The sequence below is a fragment of the uncultured Gemella sp. genome (assembly GCF_963515875.1).
Classification (GTDB): domain Bacteria; phylum Bacillota; class Bacilli; order Staphylococcales; family Gemellaceae; genus Gemella.
On record NZ_CAUPZX010000001.1, the window covers coordinates 46,849 to 62,946 of the forward strand.

Sequence of the window (16,098 nt, forward strand, 5' to 3'; positions counted from 1 at the left end):
CTCTATTTTATTAGTTTAATTTATTGCGTACTCTATTCTAATCTTGTATCTTGAGCGAAATTCTTGTATAATAAATAAGCGAAAGAAGTTAATAGAGGTAAAAATTTTGGAACTTATTGAACTTAGAAAAGAACTCGAAGAAATTAACAAAAGAATAACTGAATTTAAAACTTCATTAAAGATAGAAGATAAAACTGAACGTGTTGCTGAAATAGAAAATATGATGCTTTATGCTAATTTTTGGAATGATAGTGAGGCTGCCAGTTTACTAGTTACCGAATCTAAAAGTATAAAAAAAGAACTTGATGAATTTAGCGAAATGGTAGATTATCTTGAACACTCTGAAGAAATGATTGAATTTTTAAAAGATGAAGATGACGAAGAAATTTATCAAGATTTACTAGAAACAGTAGTGAATCTTAAATCAAGTGTTGAAGATTTTAGTTTTAGATTGTTATTCTCTGAAGAATATGATAATAATAATGCTATACTAGAAATACATGCAGGTGCTGGTGGTACTGATGCTACAGACTGGTCAGAGCTAATGCTTCGTATGTATGAAAGATTCTTCACAAAACAAGGATTAAAATACAGCTACTTAAATTACCAATCTGGCGATATTACAGGTGTCAAGTCTGCGACCATAAAAATCGAAGGTGATTTTGCTTATGGTTTATTAAAAGGAGAAAAAGGAGTACACCGTGTTGTTCGTATCTCACCTTTTGATCCCTCTGGAAAAAGACATACATCATTCTCTTCAATCGATGTAATCCCAGAATTTAATGATGATGAAATTAATATAGAAATAAATAATGAAGATTTGAAAATAGACACTTATCGTGCTCAAGGAGCAGGTGGACAACATATTAACACTACTGACTCTGCAGTTCGTATTACTCACCTACCGACTGGTATTGTTGTGCAATCACAAGCCGAACGTAGCCAAATAAAAAATAAAGATGCAGCAATGAAAAACTTGAAATCTAAACTGTATCAGCTTGAAATAGAAGAAAAAGAAAGAGAACTAGCCGCTATTCGTGGAGAACAAAAAGACATTGGTTGGGGTTCACAAATTCGTTCATATGTATTTACTCCATACACAATGGTCAAAGACCATAGAACAAACTATGAAGTCTCTACTGTAGATAGAGTAATGGATGGTGAAATAATCGACTTTATCGACGCTTATCTTCACTTTAATATGAAAGAAAAAGAAATATCATAATCAAATACACGAGGGTGACTCGATAAAATTGATTTCTTAGAAATCATGATTTTTGAGTCACTCCCGTGTATTTTCTTCTATATATTATAGTTTTTCATACTCTGCCGGAACATCAAATGGATTTTCTTTATTAATATGATCGTAGAACATAACTCCATTTAAATGATCAATCTCATGTTGGAAACAAATAGCTGGTAAATCAGTTAAAGTTAAAGTAACTTTTTCATCATTTTCGTTATAACCAACTACTTTAATTTTTGAATAACGTGGAACATACCCTTTAATTTCTTTATCTACAGATAGACATCCCTCTCCACCTGCTAAGTAACATTTTGCAGCTGAGTTTGAGATGATTTTTGGATTATATAATGCATAAGAAACCGTATTTTCCGGATATTCTTCATCTGGAATATGCACTGCAATCATTCTTTTTGAAACATTGATTTGTGGTGCAGCTAACCCTATTCCAGGTTTTAATCCTAATTTTTCAGCTTTTTCGTCATCTTGAGAAGCAATAACATATTCTAATAATCCTCGTAATGTTGCTTTATCTTCATCCGAAATTGGGCTTTTCACTTCCTCAGCTCTCGCTCTAAGAGTCGTATGAGGATCTATAATTATATCTTTAGTTGTAATCAAAATTTTTCTCCTTTATTTTTTATATCAGTATTTCTTCCTTATCTATTATTTCATAAATACAGCAGAATGTCAAAGGTCTAAGTTTCCTATACGACAATTTTTTTGTAGTATTATTTTACACGAAATATAACCGCAATTTTCTATTTTTATTTTTGAATTTTCTGAAATTTACTTTTGTGTTTTTATTAATTTCATGTTATGATAATGGTATTGATAATTTTAAAAATTTTTAGGAGGATAAATTATGACTTTTGAAAATTACCAATATACAAGACCAAATACAGAACAATTAAAAGAACAATTAGAAACATTAAGAGAAAAATTAAATACATCAAACAGCGCTGAGGAAGTTGTAGAAATTTTCAACGAATACAACAAACTTCGTGATGATGTGAGTACAATGTCACAATTAGCAGAAATTCGTGTAACAATTGATACTACAGATCAATTTTATGAAGCTGAACAAGAATTTTGGGATGAATTCGGTCCTGAATTAGATTCCCTTTACAGCAAATTCGATGAAGCGATGTTTAATTCAAAATTTAAAGAAGAACTAAAAAAAGAAATTGGAGAACATTACTTCAATCTAATAGAAACTTCTCTAAAAGTATTCAGCGATGAAATTATCGAAGACTTAAAAGAAGAAAATAAACTCTCTTCAGAATACACTAAATTAACTTCAAGTGCTAAAATACCATTCGATGGTGGAGAACATAACTTAAGCGGTATGGCTAAATATACACAAGATGCTAATCGTGAAACTCGTTTATTAGCAAGTAAAGCTGTAGCTAAATTCTTCAAAGAAAACTTAGAACAATACGATAGTATCTATGATCGTATGATTAAAGTACGTACACGTATTGCGAAAAAACTTGGCTTTAAAAACTTTGTAGAAGTTGCTTACCTACGTTTACGTAGAACTGATTACAATGCAAAAGACGTAGCAAACTACAGAAAACAAATTTTTGAAGAAATCGTACCAGTAGTTGAAGAACTTAAAAAAACGCAAGCTAATCGTCTAGGTCTTGAAAAACTTTCATTCCACGATGAAGGTGTAACATTTAAATCAGGTAACCCTACTCCTAAAGGAGATCGTCCAACACTTGTTGACTATGCTAAAACAATGTATAAAGAATTATCACCAGAAACTAATGAATTCTTTACATTTATGACTGAAAACAATTTACTAGACTTAGATACAAAACCAGGAAAAGCTGGTGGTGGATACTGTACATTTATTCCAAACTACAAAGCTCCATTTATTTTCGCTAACTTCAATCAAACACCTCATGATGTCACAGTGTTAACTCACGAAGCTGGACATGCTTTCCAAGTTTTTGAAAGTAGACATCACATGCCAGATTATGTTTGGCCGACATACGAAGCTTGCGAAATTCACTCAATGAGTATGGAATTCTTAACATGGCCTTGGATGAACCTATTCTTTAAAGAAGAAACTGAAAAATTCAAATACTATCACATGGCAACAGCTATTAAATTCTTACCGTACGGTGTTACTGTAGATGAATTCCAACACGAAGTATATGAAAATCCAGAACTAACTCCAAAAGAGCGTAGAATGAAATGGTTAGAAATTGAAAGAAAATACTTACCATCTCGTTACTACGAAGATATTCCTGAACTTGATGAAGGATTATTCTTCTATAGACAAGGTCATTTATTCGGTGCACCTTTCTACTACATCGACTACACTCTAGCTCAAGTTTGCGCATTCCAATTCTGGAAAAAAGCTAACGAAAATAGAGAAAAAGCATGGAAAGAATACCTACATTTATGTAAACTTGGAGGAACTAAACCATTCTTAGAATTAGTAAAAGAAGCTAACTTAGAAAATCCATTCAAAGACGGAACTATTTCTAATATCGTACCAGAACTTAAAAAATATATCAATTCTGTTGATACAACTAAATTCTAGAACTTTAAAGGCGAGTGATTCTCGCCTTTAATTATAAATAATTGTAATTATTTTAAAACCAGGAGGATAAAATATGAAAGATAAAAAGATAGCTGCATTTTTTGATATTGATGGGACTCTCTATAGGGATTCTTTAATGACAGAGCATTTTAAAAAATTAATAAAATACGAAGTTGTAGATGAAAAATATTGGTTAAACGGTGTTAAAGATAGCTATATAAACTGGGATAAAAGATTTGAAGACTACGATAACTATCTATTTGGCGTTTCTGAAGCCTATGTAAATGCAATAACAGGACTTCATAAAAAATATATTGATTTCGCAACTGAACAAGTAATAAAATTAAAAGCAGATCGTGTATATAAATTTACTAGAAATATCATAGAACAACATAAAAAAAATGGTCACTTAATTATTTTTATATCAGGTAGTCCAGATTATTTAGTTGAAGCAATGGGGAAAAAACACCATGCATTTCTAGCAATTGGTAGTAAATACATAATGGAAGACGATAAATTCACTGGGGAAGTTATTCCTATGTGGGATGCCGACAGTAAAAATAAAATGATTGATAAATTAGTAGAAGAATATAATATCGATCTTAATGAATCATACGCCTATGGTGACACTAACGGAGACTATAACATGTTAAGACGTGTAGGAAACCCAGTTGCCATGAATCCAAGCCGTGAATTACTAAGTAAAATCAAAGAAAATAAAGAATTATTAGAAAAAGCTACTATTCTTATTGAACGTAAAGACGTTATTTATAAAACACGAGCAGATATAGATATAGTAGAAATATAAAATAAAACTCAAGGTAATAGACAAATACGTCCTACCTTGAGTTTTATTATCTAAGATTAAATTATTAAGTTCTATATAAGAATTCAGAACCTTCTTCACTATTAAGATTCACTCCAGAAACCAGTCTGTTTCCAACTTTTTTATAAAGCTGAGCCTTAGTGGTAAAAGTAAGTTTACTTCCATCTTCTTTAATAATTTTAAAGCTCTTACCATTTGTAGACCATTCTATTGATTCACCATCATACTTTTTAAGAAGATATCCTTTATATCTATTAACAAGCTCAGAGCTCATTTTTCTTGCCCCTTCTTCATCCATTGCACCACCTATACCTTTTGCGTCTGCTGGCAATGAATTGCTATCATTTAATAAAGCTGGATTAGGTCCACCTAAATCAACATCCGATCTTTTCTTTTTACGTTCTTGTTCTCTTTTTTCAGCAAGTTCTTTTTCTTTTTTCGCTGTCTCTTCAGCCTTCTCTAAAATTTTATTTCCCGCATCATTTAATAATTGTTTCAAACTATTATTATTAAATTTATATTTTTCTAAAACTTGAGAAAGATTTTTATTAAAGTTAGAATCTATTTTAAGATTTTTTATTTCATCTTCTGCTCTTTTATAATTATCAATATCCGAATTTAACCAATTAATTGCTGGTGAAAAATTAGAGTTAGTATCTAGTTTCTTAGCTTTTTCTATGCTTTCCTTAGCATCATCAATTTTTTTATCTTCAAGACTTATGGCTGTATTTCTGATTTCCTTTGCAACTTTTATATCTGTTTTAATAGTTGGTATAACTTTTTGTGCAACATCAGTTGTTAATGTATCTAAGCCTTTAGATCCACCTTCAAAATCATGTTTAATATTAATCATATCAACATATTTTTGATATTCCTCTTTTACTTTGTTATCCTTTCCACCACCAAACATAAAATAATAAGCTGTGGCGCAAATTAGTATGGCAACAATAATACTAGAAAATATAGCAATACCTTTTCTCATATTTTCCCTCCTACTTTATCATTTTTATTTAAACATTTATACCTATAGTATACACTAAGTTCTTGATTATTTCACTAGAAAATCTACCTAATAAATCATTAATTTTTTTAATAAATGAATAAAACTTTTCTTTTTGAAAAAATTTGTTTCTTATCACTTTACTTTCTAACTGATAATGATTATAATTTATAGTAGATTAAATTGAAAGTGAGTATAATTATAAATGAAGAAAAATAAATTATTTTTAGCACTAATGGCTGGTACTATCGTAATTAGCGGATGTTCTGCTAAAACTGACAAGAAAGAAGAAAACAAAACTGCTCAAGTTGACACTTCTAAAGGTACAAAAGAGCAACTTAAACAAGCTACTGACCTTTATAAAAAATTCGTAGAAAACCAAGTAGATACTCTACTTAAAGATACTGAAAAGTTTGCTGAAACTATTAAAGCAGGGAATCTTGAAGAAGCTAAGAAACAATACCCAGTTATTCGTATGGCTTATGAACGTTCAGAGCCAATTGCTGAAAGTTTTGGAGAATTAGATGTAAATATCGACTTTCGTCTTGCTGACTACTTAGAAGAAAACAAAACAGAAGAAGGATGGCGTGGATTCCACAGAATTGAAAAAATTATGTGGGAACAAAATACTACAAAAGGTACTGAACAATACGCTGAACAGCTAGTAAAAGATATTAAAGAATTAAAAGCTAAAGTTGCTACTGTTGAAGTTACTCCTGATTTAATGGTAACTGGAGCTGTTGACCTACTTAACGAAGTTGCAACACAAAAAATCACAGGAGAAGAAGAAATTTACTCTCACACTGACCTATACGACTTTAAAGCTAATATCGAAGGTGCTGAAGAAATCTTCAAAATCTTTAAACCATTAATCGAGAAAAAAGATAGCAAATTAGCTAGTGATTTAGTTGAGAAATTTGCTACAATTAATAAACTATTAGATAAGTATAAAACTGATGACAAACACTATAAACTATATACTGACTTAACTAAAGAAAATACTAAAGAACTTTCTGAAGCAGTAACAAAATTAGGTGAACCACTTTCACAAATTGGTGTAATATTAGACGAAGAGGCTAAGTAATATGGAAGAATCTGGTAAAAAATGGATTGACAAAAAAATAACAAGACGTGATTTCCTAAAAAAAGCAGGGATGACTGGAGCCGGTGCGGTTGTTGGTGCCTCAGCTCTTGGTGGTTTTTTCGCAAATAAAGCTGAAAACAATAGAGTCATTGCTGATGGTGAAGAAAAAATCAGTTTCTATGGTAAACACCAAGCTGGTATTACTACACTAATGCAAAAATGCGTTTATTTTGTCGTATTAGATTTACACTCAAATAAACGTGACGATGTTATTAATATGTTTAAAGAATGGACTAAATATAGTGAAAAATTAATGAATGGTGAACTTGTTGAACCTGCTCTTAAAAACCATTATTTACCACCAAAAGATACTGGAGAAACGGTAGGGTTAAATCCCTATCGTTTAACTCTGACATTTGGAGTTAGTCCAAGTTTCCTAAAAAAAATGAAATTAGAGAATAAAAGTCTTGAAGAATTTAAAGACTTACCTCCATTCGCTCGTGAACAACTAAAAGAAAAATACACAGGTGGAGATATTTGCATTCAAGCATGTGCAGATGATGAACAAGTAGCATTTCACGCTGTTCGTAACTTAGTTAGAAAAGCTCGTTCTACAGTCACTATGAAATGGAGTCAATCTGGTTTTGCTGCAATTGGAAACCGTATTGAAACACCACGTAATCTTTTTGGATTTAAGGATGGTACTGCTAATGCAACTAAAGAAGACCAGTTTAATAAAATCGTTTGGTGTGATAATAATAACTGGATGAAAGATGGAAGTTATATGGCTGTTAGGCGTATTCAAATGCATCTTGAAACATGGGATAGAACCAGTCTAAATGAACAAGAAAATACATTTGGAAGATATAAAGATAGTGGTGCTCCTTTCGGAGAAACTGATGAATTTGCACCAATTGACCTTAATAAAAAAGGGCCAGATGGAAAACCACTAATCCCCGTTACTTCCCATGTTCATTTAGCACATAAACCGGGTGTAGAACTATTACGACGTTCTTACTCTTACTCAGATGGAATAAATGAAACTACTGGACAATTTGATTCTGGATTACTATTTATTTCATTCCAAAAAGATCCAAAACAATTTATTACAATCCAAAATAGTCTTGGAAATGAAGATAAAATGAATGAATACATAACTCACATAGGTAGTGGTTTATTCGCATGTTTTGGAGGAATTAAGGAGGGAGAATATATTGGGCAAAAACTTTTTGACTAAAATTATTTTAGCTTTCATCGTGCTATTTAGCTTTAGTTCAACATATTTAAAAACTATAGTAGCTAAAGAATCATATAGTAATCTTTTTATAAAAATTACTGACGCTAATACTGCATTAAAAAATAATGAGCACGAAAAAGCTAAAAAACTAATAGAAGAATTTAAAACAGAATTTGAAATAACGAAAAATTCAGATTCTGAAGCTGGAAAAAAAGTTAAACAAACATTAAAATCAAATGATATTAATGAAGAACAACTTAGGGAATTATCAACAGCACTACTCGCTTTTGAAAATGAACAAAATCCTTTAGACGTTGATGCCGAGAAAAAAGCTTTTAAAGCAAAACTTTATCCTGCATTCGATAAATTAGAAAAAGCTATTAATACTAAAAATATAGAAACAATGAAAGCAGAATACGTTAAATATAATGCTGCTTGGGTACGAAATGAAGGTATCGTAAGAACACTAGAACCTACTTACTATGGAAAAATAGAAACAACTATGTCATTTCTACGAAGTTCTATGGAGATAGAACCATATGACTATCAAACTACAAAATTATATCTAACAGATTTAAAAAATTACCTAGACGATTTTCTAGCAGGTAAAAAACTAGAACAAAATACAGATGTTAAAACACTTGAACAAGGAATAAGACTTCTTGAAGATAGTCTTTCAGCCTTTAAAGATGGAAACAACGCTCAAGGTTCACAAAAAATGAAGAAATTCATAGAAGTTTGGCCTGTTATCGAAGGAGAAGTACGCACACGTAACGCTTCTTTATATACTAAAGTAGAAAGCGAAACTCCTATAATTATGGTCAAAGGTAGCGAACAAAAATATCAAGATCAACTTAAAAACTTGATTTCAGAGCTTTCTAAAATAGATACAAAATCTAACTATACCGCTGTAGATTCTATGCTAATTTTACTGCGTGAAGGTGTAGAAGCACTAATTATCGTCTTATCTTTAGCAAGTGCATTAAAAGCTGCTAAACAGAAAAAAGGGTTAATCTGGATTTATGCGGGTGCCTTAGTAGGTATTCTTTCTAGTATACTAGCAGCCGTTATTTTAAAATACTCATTCCCTGCTCTTGCGTCAGGTACTAACCGAGAGATTATCGAAGGTGTGGTTGGTATCTTCGCAGTAGTAATGATGATAGGTATCGGGATCTGGTTACATAGTAAGAGTTCTGTTAAGGCATGGAAAAAATATATGGATACTAAACTAAATCTAGTACTTTCAACCGGAAGCTTTATATCTATGTTCACACTTAGCTTTTTGGCAGTATTCCGTGAAGGTGCTGAGACTATTTTATTCTATGCTGGAATCATGCCGTTAATTTCAACAACAAATCTCCTAATCGGAATAGCTCTTGCTATTATTGCCTTAATAATTATCGGTTTAATAATGGTTAAAGCCTCAGGGAAACTTCCTATCAGTAAGGTATTCCTAGTATTATCTTGGCTAATATATATTCTAGGATTCAAAATGCTAGGTGTAAGCATACACGCCTTACAAATTACTAACATTCTATCAAATCATATTATAGATTATCTACCTACTATTGAAACTCTAGGAATCTATCCTAGTTCTGAAGTAGTAATAACTCAAGTTATCTATATAATTGTCATAGCTATTAGCATATTCTATGAAAAATCTAAAGATAAATAGGAAAAATTTATGATGAAATATGGAGATAAAATTTCTACCGTGGATCATCTAACTGAACTTAGAAAGAGATTGATACTAAGCCTTGTGTTTTTTATTGTCTCTTTCATAATAAGTTTATTATGGTCTTCAGATATTTATAAATTTTTAACGAGTAATTTTAATAATAAATTGATTGTTCTTGGGCCTAATGATATACTATGGATATATCTAACACTCGCAGGTATTTGTGCCTTCACTTTTTCGATACCATTTATTTGTTATCAAATCTGGGCATTCATTAAACCTGCATTAGAAGAAAAAGAAGCTCGTGCATTACTTGCTTATATACCAGCGGTATTCATTTGCTTTTCAATAGGATTAGCTTTCGGGTTCTTTATAGTGACCCCTGCTATTTTAAACGTGCTACTTTCTATTGGAGATAATTTATTCAACACTCAATTAACAGCTCAAAACTATCTATCATTTGTTATTAATACAACAATACCGATAGCAATACTTTTTGAATTTCCTGTTATTGTTGCATTCCTAATATCATTAGGTATACTAACACCAAGCTTCCTTATTAAAAATAGAAGATACGCATATTTTATATTAATTGTAATAGCAGTAGTTATTACACCTGCTGATTTAATTAGTGATATCGTCATGTCTATACCATTAATTTTAATTTATGAGATTAGCATAATTATTAGTAAGTATATTTACAACAAAAGAGGTGAAAAATAATGGGATTTTTACGTGATATAGGAGCCCCAGGAGTTATAGTTCTTATTATAGCTGCTCTAATTATCTTCGGTCCTAAACGTCTGCCTGAACTTGGAGAATCAATCGGAAAAATGTTCACATCATTTAAAAAATCAATTTCAGGATTAACTGAAGAAGAAAACTCAGATAAAAAGGACGAAAATAAAGATAACTAAAAATAGACTTTACAATATGTTTAAAGCATATCTGTAAAGTCTATTGTTTTCACCTTATTTTCCTAACTCTGTTAAATCATATGGAGTTAATTGATATACCTGGTTTAACCAGTTGTGATAGAATAGATAGGCAACTCCTCTCCATCTATTTTTAGGTACTTTTTCATCATTATTTCCTGGGTAATAATTTACAGGAATATCTATCGGTAGATTACTATTTTTATCACGAACATACTCATTATGAAGAGTATCTGCATCATATTCGATGTGTCCTGTTATAAAAATCTTTCTTAAATCTTTAGTCGCTACAAGAAGCGTTCCAACATCTTCTGACTTAGCAAGAATATCCAAATCAGAAATAGTAGGAAGTTTCTCCTCCTCTATTTTTGTATGCCTAGAATGAGGAGCTAAGAAAGTATCTGTAAATCCACGCGTTAAAGTATGATTTTCGATAAGAACATCATGTTCAAAAACTCCAAATACTTTATCGCTAACCTGCTCTTTTTTCACTCCATAGTGATAATATAAACTAGCCTGTGCAGCCCAACAAATGTTTAATGTTGAAAATACGTGCGTTTTACTCCATTCAAAAATATCATTCAACTCTCCCCAATAATTAACATCTTCAAATTCTAGATGTTCTATCGGTGCACCTGTAATAATAAGACCGTCATAATACTTATTTTCCACTTCATCAAATGTTTTATAGAATTTCTCTAAGTAAGATTGTGCTGTGTTTTTCGCAATATGACTTGTCATATGTAAGAACTCCACTGTTATTTGAAGGGGTGAATTTCCTAGAAGTCTTAGCAACTGGCGTTCAGTTTCTTCTTTCTTCGGCATTAAATTTAAAATTAGTATCCTTAAAGGTCTAATATCTTGATTTTTCGCCCTATTCTCTTCTATTACAACAACTCCCTCTTCTAATAATTTATTTTTCACCGGCAATTCGTTTTGTATACATATTGGCATTATTTTTTTCTCCTTAATTGTTCTATCTTAAATAAAAAAACTCGCCACTATTACAAATTAATGTAATAGGGACGAGTCTATCGTGTTACCACCCATGTTTATGAATATAAATATTCACCTTACTCGGTACGTGTTCATACCGTCGTGCTATATCGCGCACCTTCGTAATTACCTATTAGATAACTATTACTCCGAGACCATTTTCAATTATATCTCCTCTTGCTCTCTTACACCTACCGAAAGCTCTCTGTTATGAATCAAATTTAACCTACTTATCTCTTCAATGTTTTACATATTAATTTACTTAATAGTATAAAGAATTTAACACTGTTTGTCAATAGAATTAGCTTAGACAATTCTAAGAAGTTTTATGAAATTGCTGTTCATATCTTTTTCGAATTTAAATTACCTCAATAGTGATCATCAATCTACTACTTAGCATTTCTTTTACGTCTCATCATTATTGCACCAGCTGCTACTAACACACCGAAAATTTCAACATTAGACTGTTTTTCACCAGTATTTGGTAATACGCCAATCTTTTTAGATTGTATCTCTGGTTTTGGTTCCGGCTTTGGCTCTGGTTTTGGCTCTGGTTTTGGCTCCGGTTTTGGCTCTGGTTTTGGCTCCTGCTTTGGTTCTGGTTTTGGTTCCGGCTTTAGCTCTGGTTTTGGTTCCGGCTTCGGCTCTGGTTTTGGCTCCGGCTTTGGCTCTGGTTTTGGTTCTGGCTTAGGTTCCGGCTTTGGCTCTGGAGCTTTTTCTTCATATTCCCATGTTCCTACGAACTGAACATTTTCTTTATTTATTACTTTTTTATCCTCTTTATAACCTTTAAATACCCAACTTCCTTTTCCATCATTCACATCTGTTTTTGCTGGAGATTCTGCTTTAACTTCCTTTCCATTAATATACTCATTTTTATCTGTAGGAGTTAATTCGATTATATTCTTAGGTAATTCTTTCCCTTTAGTTCCACTTTGGAATTTGTATGTTACACCGTATTTGTTAGCTTCGAATACCCATGTTCCTAAAAACTCTACATCTGCTTTGTTTACTTGTTTTTTAGTTGCATCATAACCTTTGAAGACCCATTTACCATCATTTACTGTATCTACATACTCTGTAGATGTTGGTTGAGTTGCATTTATTTCTGCCTGATTTGCATAACGATTTTGGTCTGCTGGCTTATAGCCTTCTATTGCTTGTGGCAATGTCTTACCTTGCGTTCCACTTTCGAATCTGTATGTTACACCGTATTTATTAGCTTCAAATAACCATGTTCCTAAAAACTCTACATCTGCTTTATTTACTGCTTTATTTTCAGCATCGTAGCTCTTGAATACCCATTTCCCATCGTTTTCTGCATCTACATACTCTCTAGTTGTCGGTTGAGTCGCATTTACATTAGCTTTATCTGCATAACGGTTTTGGTCTGTTGGTTTATAGCCTTCTATCGCTGCTGGCAGATCTTTTCCTTCTGTTCCACTTTGGAATTTGTATGTTACACCGTATTTGTTAGCTTCGAATTCCCATTTACCTATAAACTCTACATCTGCTTTATTTACTGCTTTATTTTCAGCATCGTAGCTCTTGAATACCCATTTCCCATCGTTTTCTGCATCTACATACTCTCTAGTTGTCGGTTGAGTCGCACCTACATTAGCTTTATCTACATAACGATTTTGGTCTATTGGTTTATAGCCTTCTATCGCTTGCGGCAATGTCTTACCTGGAGTTCCGCTTTCGAATCTGTATGTTACACCGTATTTATTAGCTTCAAATAACCATGTTCCTACAAACTCTACATCTTTTTTATTTACTGCTTTATTTTCAGCATCATAACTCTTAAATACCCATTTTCCATCGTTTTCTGCATCTACGTACTCTGTTTTTGTCGGTTGAGTCGCATGTATTTCTGCCTGATTTGCATAATGGTTTTGGTCTGTTGGTTTATAGCCTTCTATTACTGCTGGCAATGTCTTATCTGGCGTTCCACTTTCAAATTTGTATGTTACACCGTATTTATTAGCTGTAAATTCCCATTTTCCAATGAACTCTACATTTGCTTTATCTACTTGTTTATTTTCAGCATCGTAGCTCTTGAATACCCATTTTCCATCGTTTTCTGCATCTACGTACTCTGTTTTTGTCGGTTGAGTCGCATTTACATTAGCTTTATCTGCATAACGGTTTTGGTCTGTTGGTTTATAACCTTCTATTGCTGCTGGCAATGTCTTACCTGGCGTTCCACTTTGGAATCTGTATATTACACCGTACTTATTAGCTTCGAATTCCCATGTTCCTATAAACTCTACATCTGCTTTATTTACTGCTTTGCTTTCTGCATCGTAGCTCTTGAATACCCATTTACCATCGTTTTCTACATCTACATACTCTCTAGTTGTCGGTTGAGTCGCATTTATTTCTGCCTGATTTGCATAACGGTTTTGGTCTATTGGTTTATAACCTTCTATTGCTGCTGGCAATGTCTTATCTGGCGTTCCACTTACGAATTTATAAGATACATTATAAAATGTAACATAACCTAGTTCTAAAATATTAGCTTCTACTTTATTAATAGGTAAATTTGTGGCTGAATTAAACCAACCTATTTTCCCTGCATTTGGATGAACATTACCCTCAACAGAACCTGTTACTCTTAGAACTGTTTCACCATTTGTATCTGCTAACCCTTTGGCTTTTTCTTGATTAATACGAATAACCATCTGATTGATTTCTTCATCACTCTTATTAGGGAATAATGCTTTAAGTTCTGTTGATGTAAGAGATCGAAGTGTCATATTGCGCAAAATTGTTTCAGCAATAGACTTGCCTTCATCCGGTTTTACTACACTCTCAGCTATACGCTCATTACGTTCATTTTCCGGGCGATCACTATCCTTATCATTTAACGATCTAAGAATCATTCTAAATGTTATATTATGGTTACCTTTAGTTTCAACACCAAATGTGACTCTAGGGTCCGTATTACTAACGATTGAATTAAAGCTATCTTTTGTATTTCCTAACGCTGTTCCATCTTTTGAATACACATTTAAGATTTCCTTCGTTCCATCTTCCTTAATTCCAAGAGCATATAAAGGTCTCCATGAGTAACCATTAAACTCTGCATATAATTTTTCCGGAACAACTAAATCTTTGTCTAAATTCACATTTAAGTCTACATATGTGTAAGTTTTTCTCCTTTCGCCCAATTCAAATTGATTCCCTTTATATGAATTAGATAAAACAGGACCAACATATCCTATATGAGGATTTCTATACACAGTCATCGCTGTAGTTTTATCCATTTCAAACTCAGCTTTTAAAACCACTTCATTCACTTTTGTAGTATCATTATTGTCCGGTTTATACTCATCGATGATACGACGTGTATTTTTTTCTTTATCTTCTGTGTCTTTGTTTAACTTAGTATTGGGTAATACATCATCCGATTTTACATTTGTATCAATATTAACCTTATTATCGTTAATTTTAAATTTATTCATTCCACCTATAATCGCAAATCCCATAGAAAATTTATCTGTAGGGAAAGGCTCATCCTGGTCATTTAAACTGGCATATACACCGTATAGCTTGGAATCAGCTTTCAATCCATCTGGAAAGGCTGTAGCTAAAGTGTCTTCTGGGGAGAACAGTCTTGCACCATCTGCAATTTTTCCATCTACAGGTGGTTTGTCAGACCAACCAAGAAAAGTTTTTGCGACACTACGGAAAAGACCGGTATTAGGCAATGGATTACCTAATTTATCTGTAGCATTCTTATATGCATTTTCAGTATCTTTTTTTTCGTGTGATTCACCTGTCCATTGACCGATAAGACTTACTTTCCCAGCATAATTTGCTGGTACTGTAGCACTAGCAATCCCTCTAGAGTTCTCATTATTGTTGCTTGTTTCAGTATTTTCTTCTGGCTTAATAGACCCATTTTCTGTTGATGCTGCTCTATCACTTCCTAATGTTGTTCCCGGTACACCATTTTCATTTCTTACTCCCGCTGTACGAGGTACTCCTTGAAGAGAGTTTCCAACATTATTCTCAGTAGATACAGCTGCTCCATTATTTGTATTCTCACTTGAAGTATTTGCTAAAGCCACTCCTCCAGCAACAAAAAATGTAGAACCAACTAGAACAGATACTACACCTACTTTAAATTTTTTAATACTAAATGTATTATATTTCTCATACGGTGTATTTTTATTCAATCTCATAATAACACTCCTTTTAAAATCATCTTTCATATAGAATTATATACTATTTAATATAACCAGTCAACATTTTATATAAAATAATTAGACTTTTTAATTTTTATATGAAAAGATATATAGATAAATTTTCTTCCATAATATTTTCAATTTACAAGGTTTGCAGAAACAACCTCATATGTTACTATAAATATTAGGATACATAAAAAAAATTAACTAAATTATTTTTTAAAAACTTATCTTACGTTGTAATCTTAACAACTATTAAATTCTAAATAAAAATAAGGATAACTTTCAAAATCAAAGTTTTAAATAACTCAATTTTAAAAAATTATCCTCTTGCAATACATTAGCAAAA

At 32.1% G+C, this 16,098-nt stretch carries 12 protein-coding genes and 1 other annotated feature; of the genes, 8 read left to right on the forward strand and 4 right to left on the reverse strand.

All coding sequences use genetic code 11. The features are described from left to right. The first annotated feature begins 106 nt into the window (after positions 1-106). Positions 107-1,225, forward strand: coding sequence for a peptide chain release factor 2 (gene prfB, locus RWL85_RS00255; protein ID WP_314083681.1), 1,119 nt, complete (start codon positions 107-109; stop codon positions 1,223-1,225). A gap of 84 nt (positions 1,226-1,309) precedes the next feature. On the opposite strand, the gene def is transcribed toward prfB, so the two are convergent. Then, complete coding sequence (gene def, locus RWL85_RS00260) at positions 1,310-1,864, reverse strand: peptide deformylase (protein WP_314083683.1); 555 nt, start codon at positions 1,862-1,864, stop codon at positions 1,310-1,312. Between the two features lie 244 nt (positions 1,865-2,108). Here def and RWL85_RS00265 point away from each other — a divergent pair, with 244 nt between their 5' ends. Continuing rightward, positions 2,109-3,800, forward strand: a complete 1,692-nt coding sequence (locus RWL85_RS00265) for a M3 family oligoendopeptidase (RefSeq protein ID WP_314083685.1) — start codon at positions 2,109-2,111, stop codon at positions 3,798-3,800. Between the two features lie 73 nt (positions 3,801-3,873). Further along, the gene (locus RWL85_RS00270; protein WP_314083687.1) at positions 3,874-4,608 is read left to right on the forward strand and encodes an HAD-IB family hydrolase; all 735 of its coding nucleotides are present in this window, start codon (positions 3,874-3,876) and stop codon (positions 4,606-4,608) included. A gap of 64 nt (positions 4,609-4,672) precedes the next feature. Here the strand turns inward: RWL85_RS00270 and RWL85_RS00275 are convergent, their stop codons facing one another. Next, on the reverse strand, positions 4,673-5,608 hold the full coding sequence (locus RWL85_RS00275; protein ID WP_314083689.1) for a hypothetical protein: 936 nt from the start codon (positions 5,606-5,608) through the stop codon (positions 4,673-4,675). A 223-nt stretch (positions 5,609-5,831) separates the two neighbouring features. On the opposite strand from RWL85_RS00275, the gene efeO reads away from it, so the two are divergent. The 5 genes from efeO to RWL85_RS00300 are packed head-to-tail and all read left to right on the forward strand — an operon-like array spanning position 5,832 to position 10,542. Continuing rightward, positions 5,832-6,710, forward strand: a complete 879-nt coding sequence (efeO, locus tag RWL85_RS00280) for an iron uptake system protein EfeO (protein WP_314083691.1) — start codon at positions 5,832-5,834, stop codon at positions 6,708-6,710. 1 nt (position 6,711) lies between these two features. Next, the gene (gene efeB, locus RWL85_RS00285; protein WP_314083692.1) at positions 6,712-7,947 is read left to right on the forward strand and encodes an iron uptake transporter deferrochelatase/peroxidase subunit; all 1,236 of its coding nucleotides are present in this window, start codon (positions 6,712-6,714) and stop codon (positions 7,945-7,947) included. Further along, a complete protein-coding gene (locus tag RWL85_RS00290; RefSeq protein WP_314083694.1) occupies positions 7,925-9,622 on the forward strand; it encodes an FTR1 family protein in 1,698 nt (565 codons plus the stop codon). The genes efeB and RWL85_RS00290 overlap by 23 nt, the downstream gene beginning before the upstream one ends. A gap of 9 nt (positions 9,623-9,631) precedes the next feature. Beyond that, positions 9,632-10,348 carry a twin-arginine translocase subunit TatC gene (gene tatC / locus RWL85_RS00295; protein ID WP_314083696.1) on the forward strand — a complete coding sequence of 239 codons (717 nt, stop codon included), beginning with the start codon at positions 9,632-9,634 and terminating at the stop codon, positions 10,346-10,348. After that, a complete protein-coding gene (locus tag RWL85_RS00300; RefSeq protein ID WP_314083698.1) occupies positions 10,348-10,542 on the forward strand; it encodes a twin-arginine translocase TatA/TatE family subunit in 195 nt (64 codons plus the stop codon). The genes tatC and RWL85_RS00300 overlap by 1 nt, the downstream gene beginning before the upstream one ends. A 54-nt stretch (positions 10,543-10,596) precedes the next feature. Here RWL85_RS00300 and metA read toward each other — a convergent pair whose 3' ends face one another. Then, a complete protein-coding gene (metA, locus tag RWL85_RS00305) occupies positions 10,597-11,514 on the reverse strand; it encodes a homoserine O-succinyltransferase (RefSeq protein ID WP_314083699.1) in 918 nt (305 codons plus the stop codon). Positions 11,515-11,578: 64 nt separating this feature from the next. Continuing rightward, positions 11,579-11,807: a binding site (T-box leader), on the reverse strand. Positions 11,808-11,945: 138 nt separating this feature from the next. Continuing rightward, positions 11,946-15,746: an SHIRT domain-containing protein gene (locus tag RWL85_RS00310; protein WP_314083702.1), complete on the reverse strand. Its 3,801-nt coding sequence runs from the start codon at positions 15,744-15,746 to the stop codon at positions 11,946-11,948. Between the last annotated feature and the right edge of the window lie 352 nt (positions 15,747-16,098).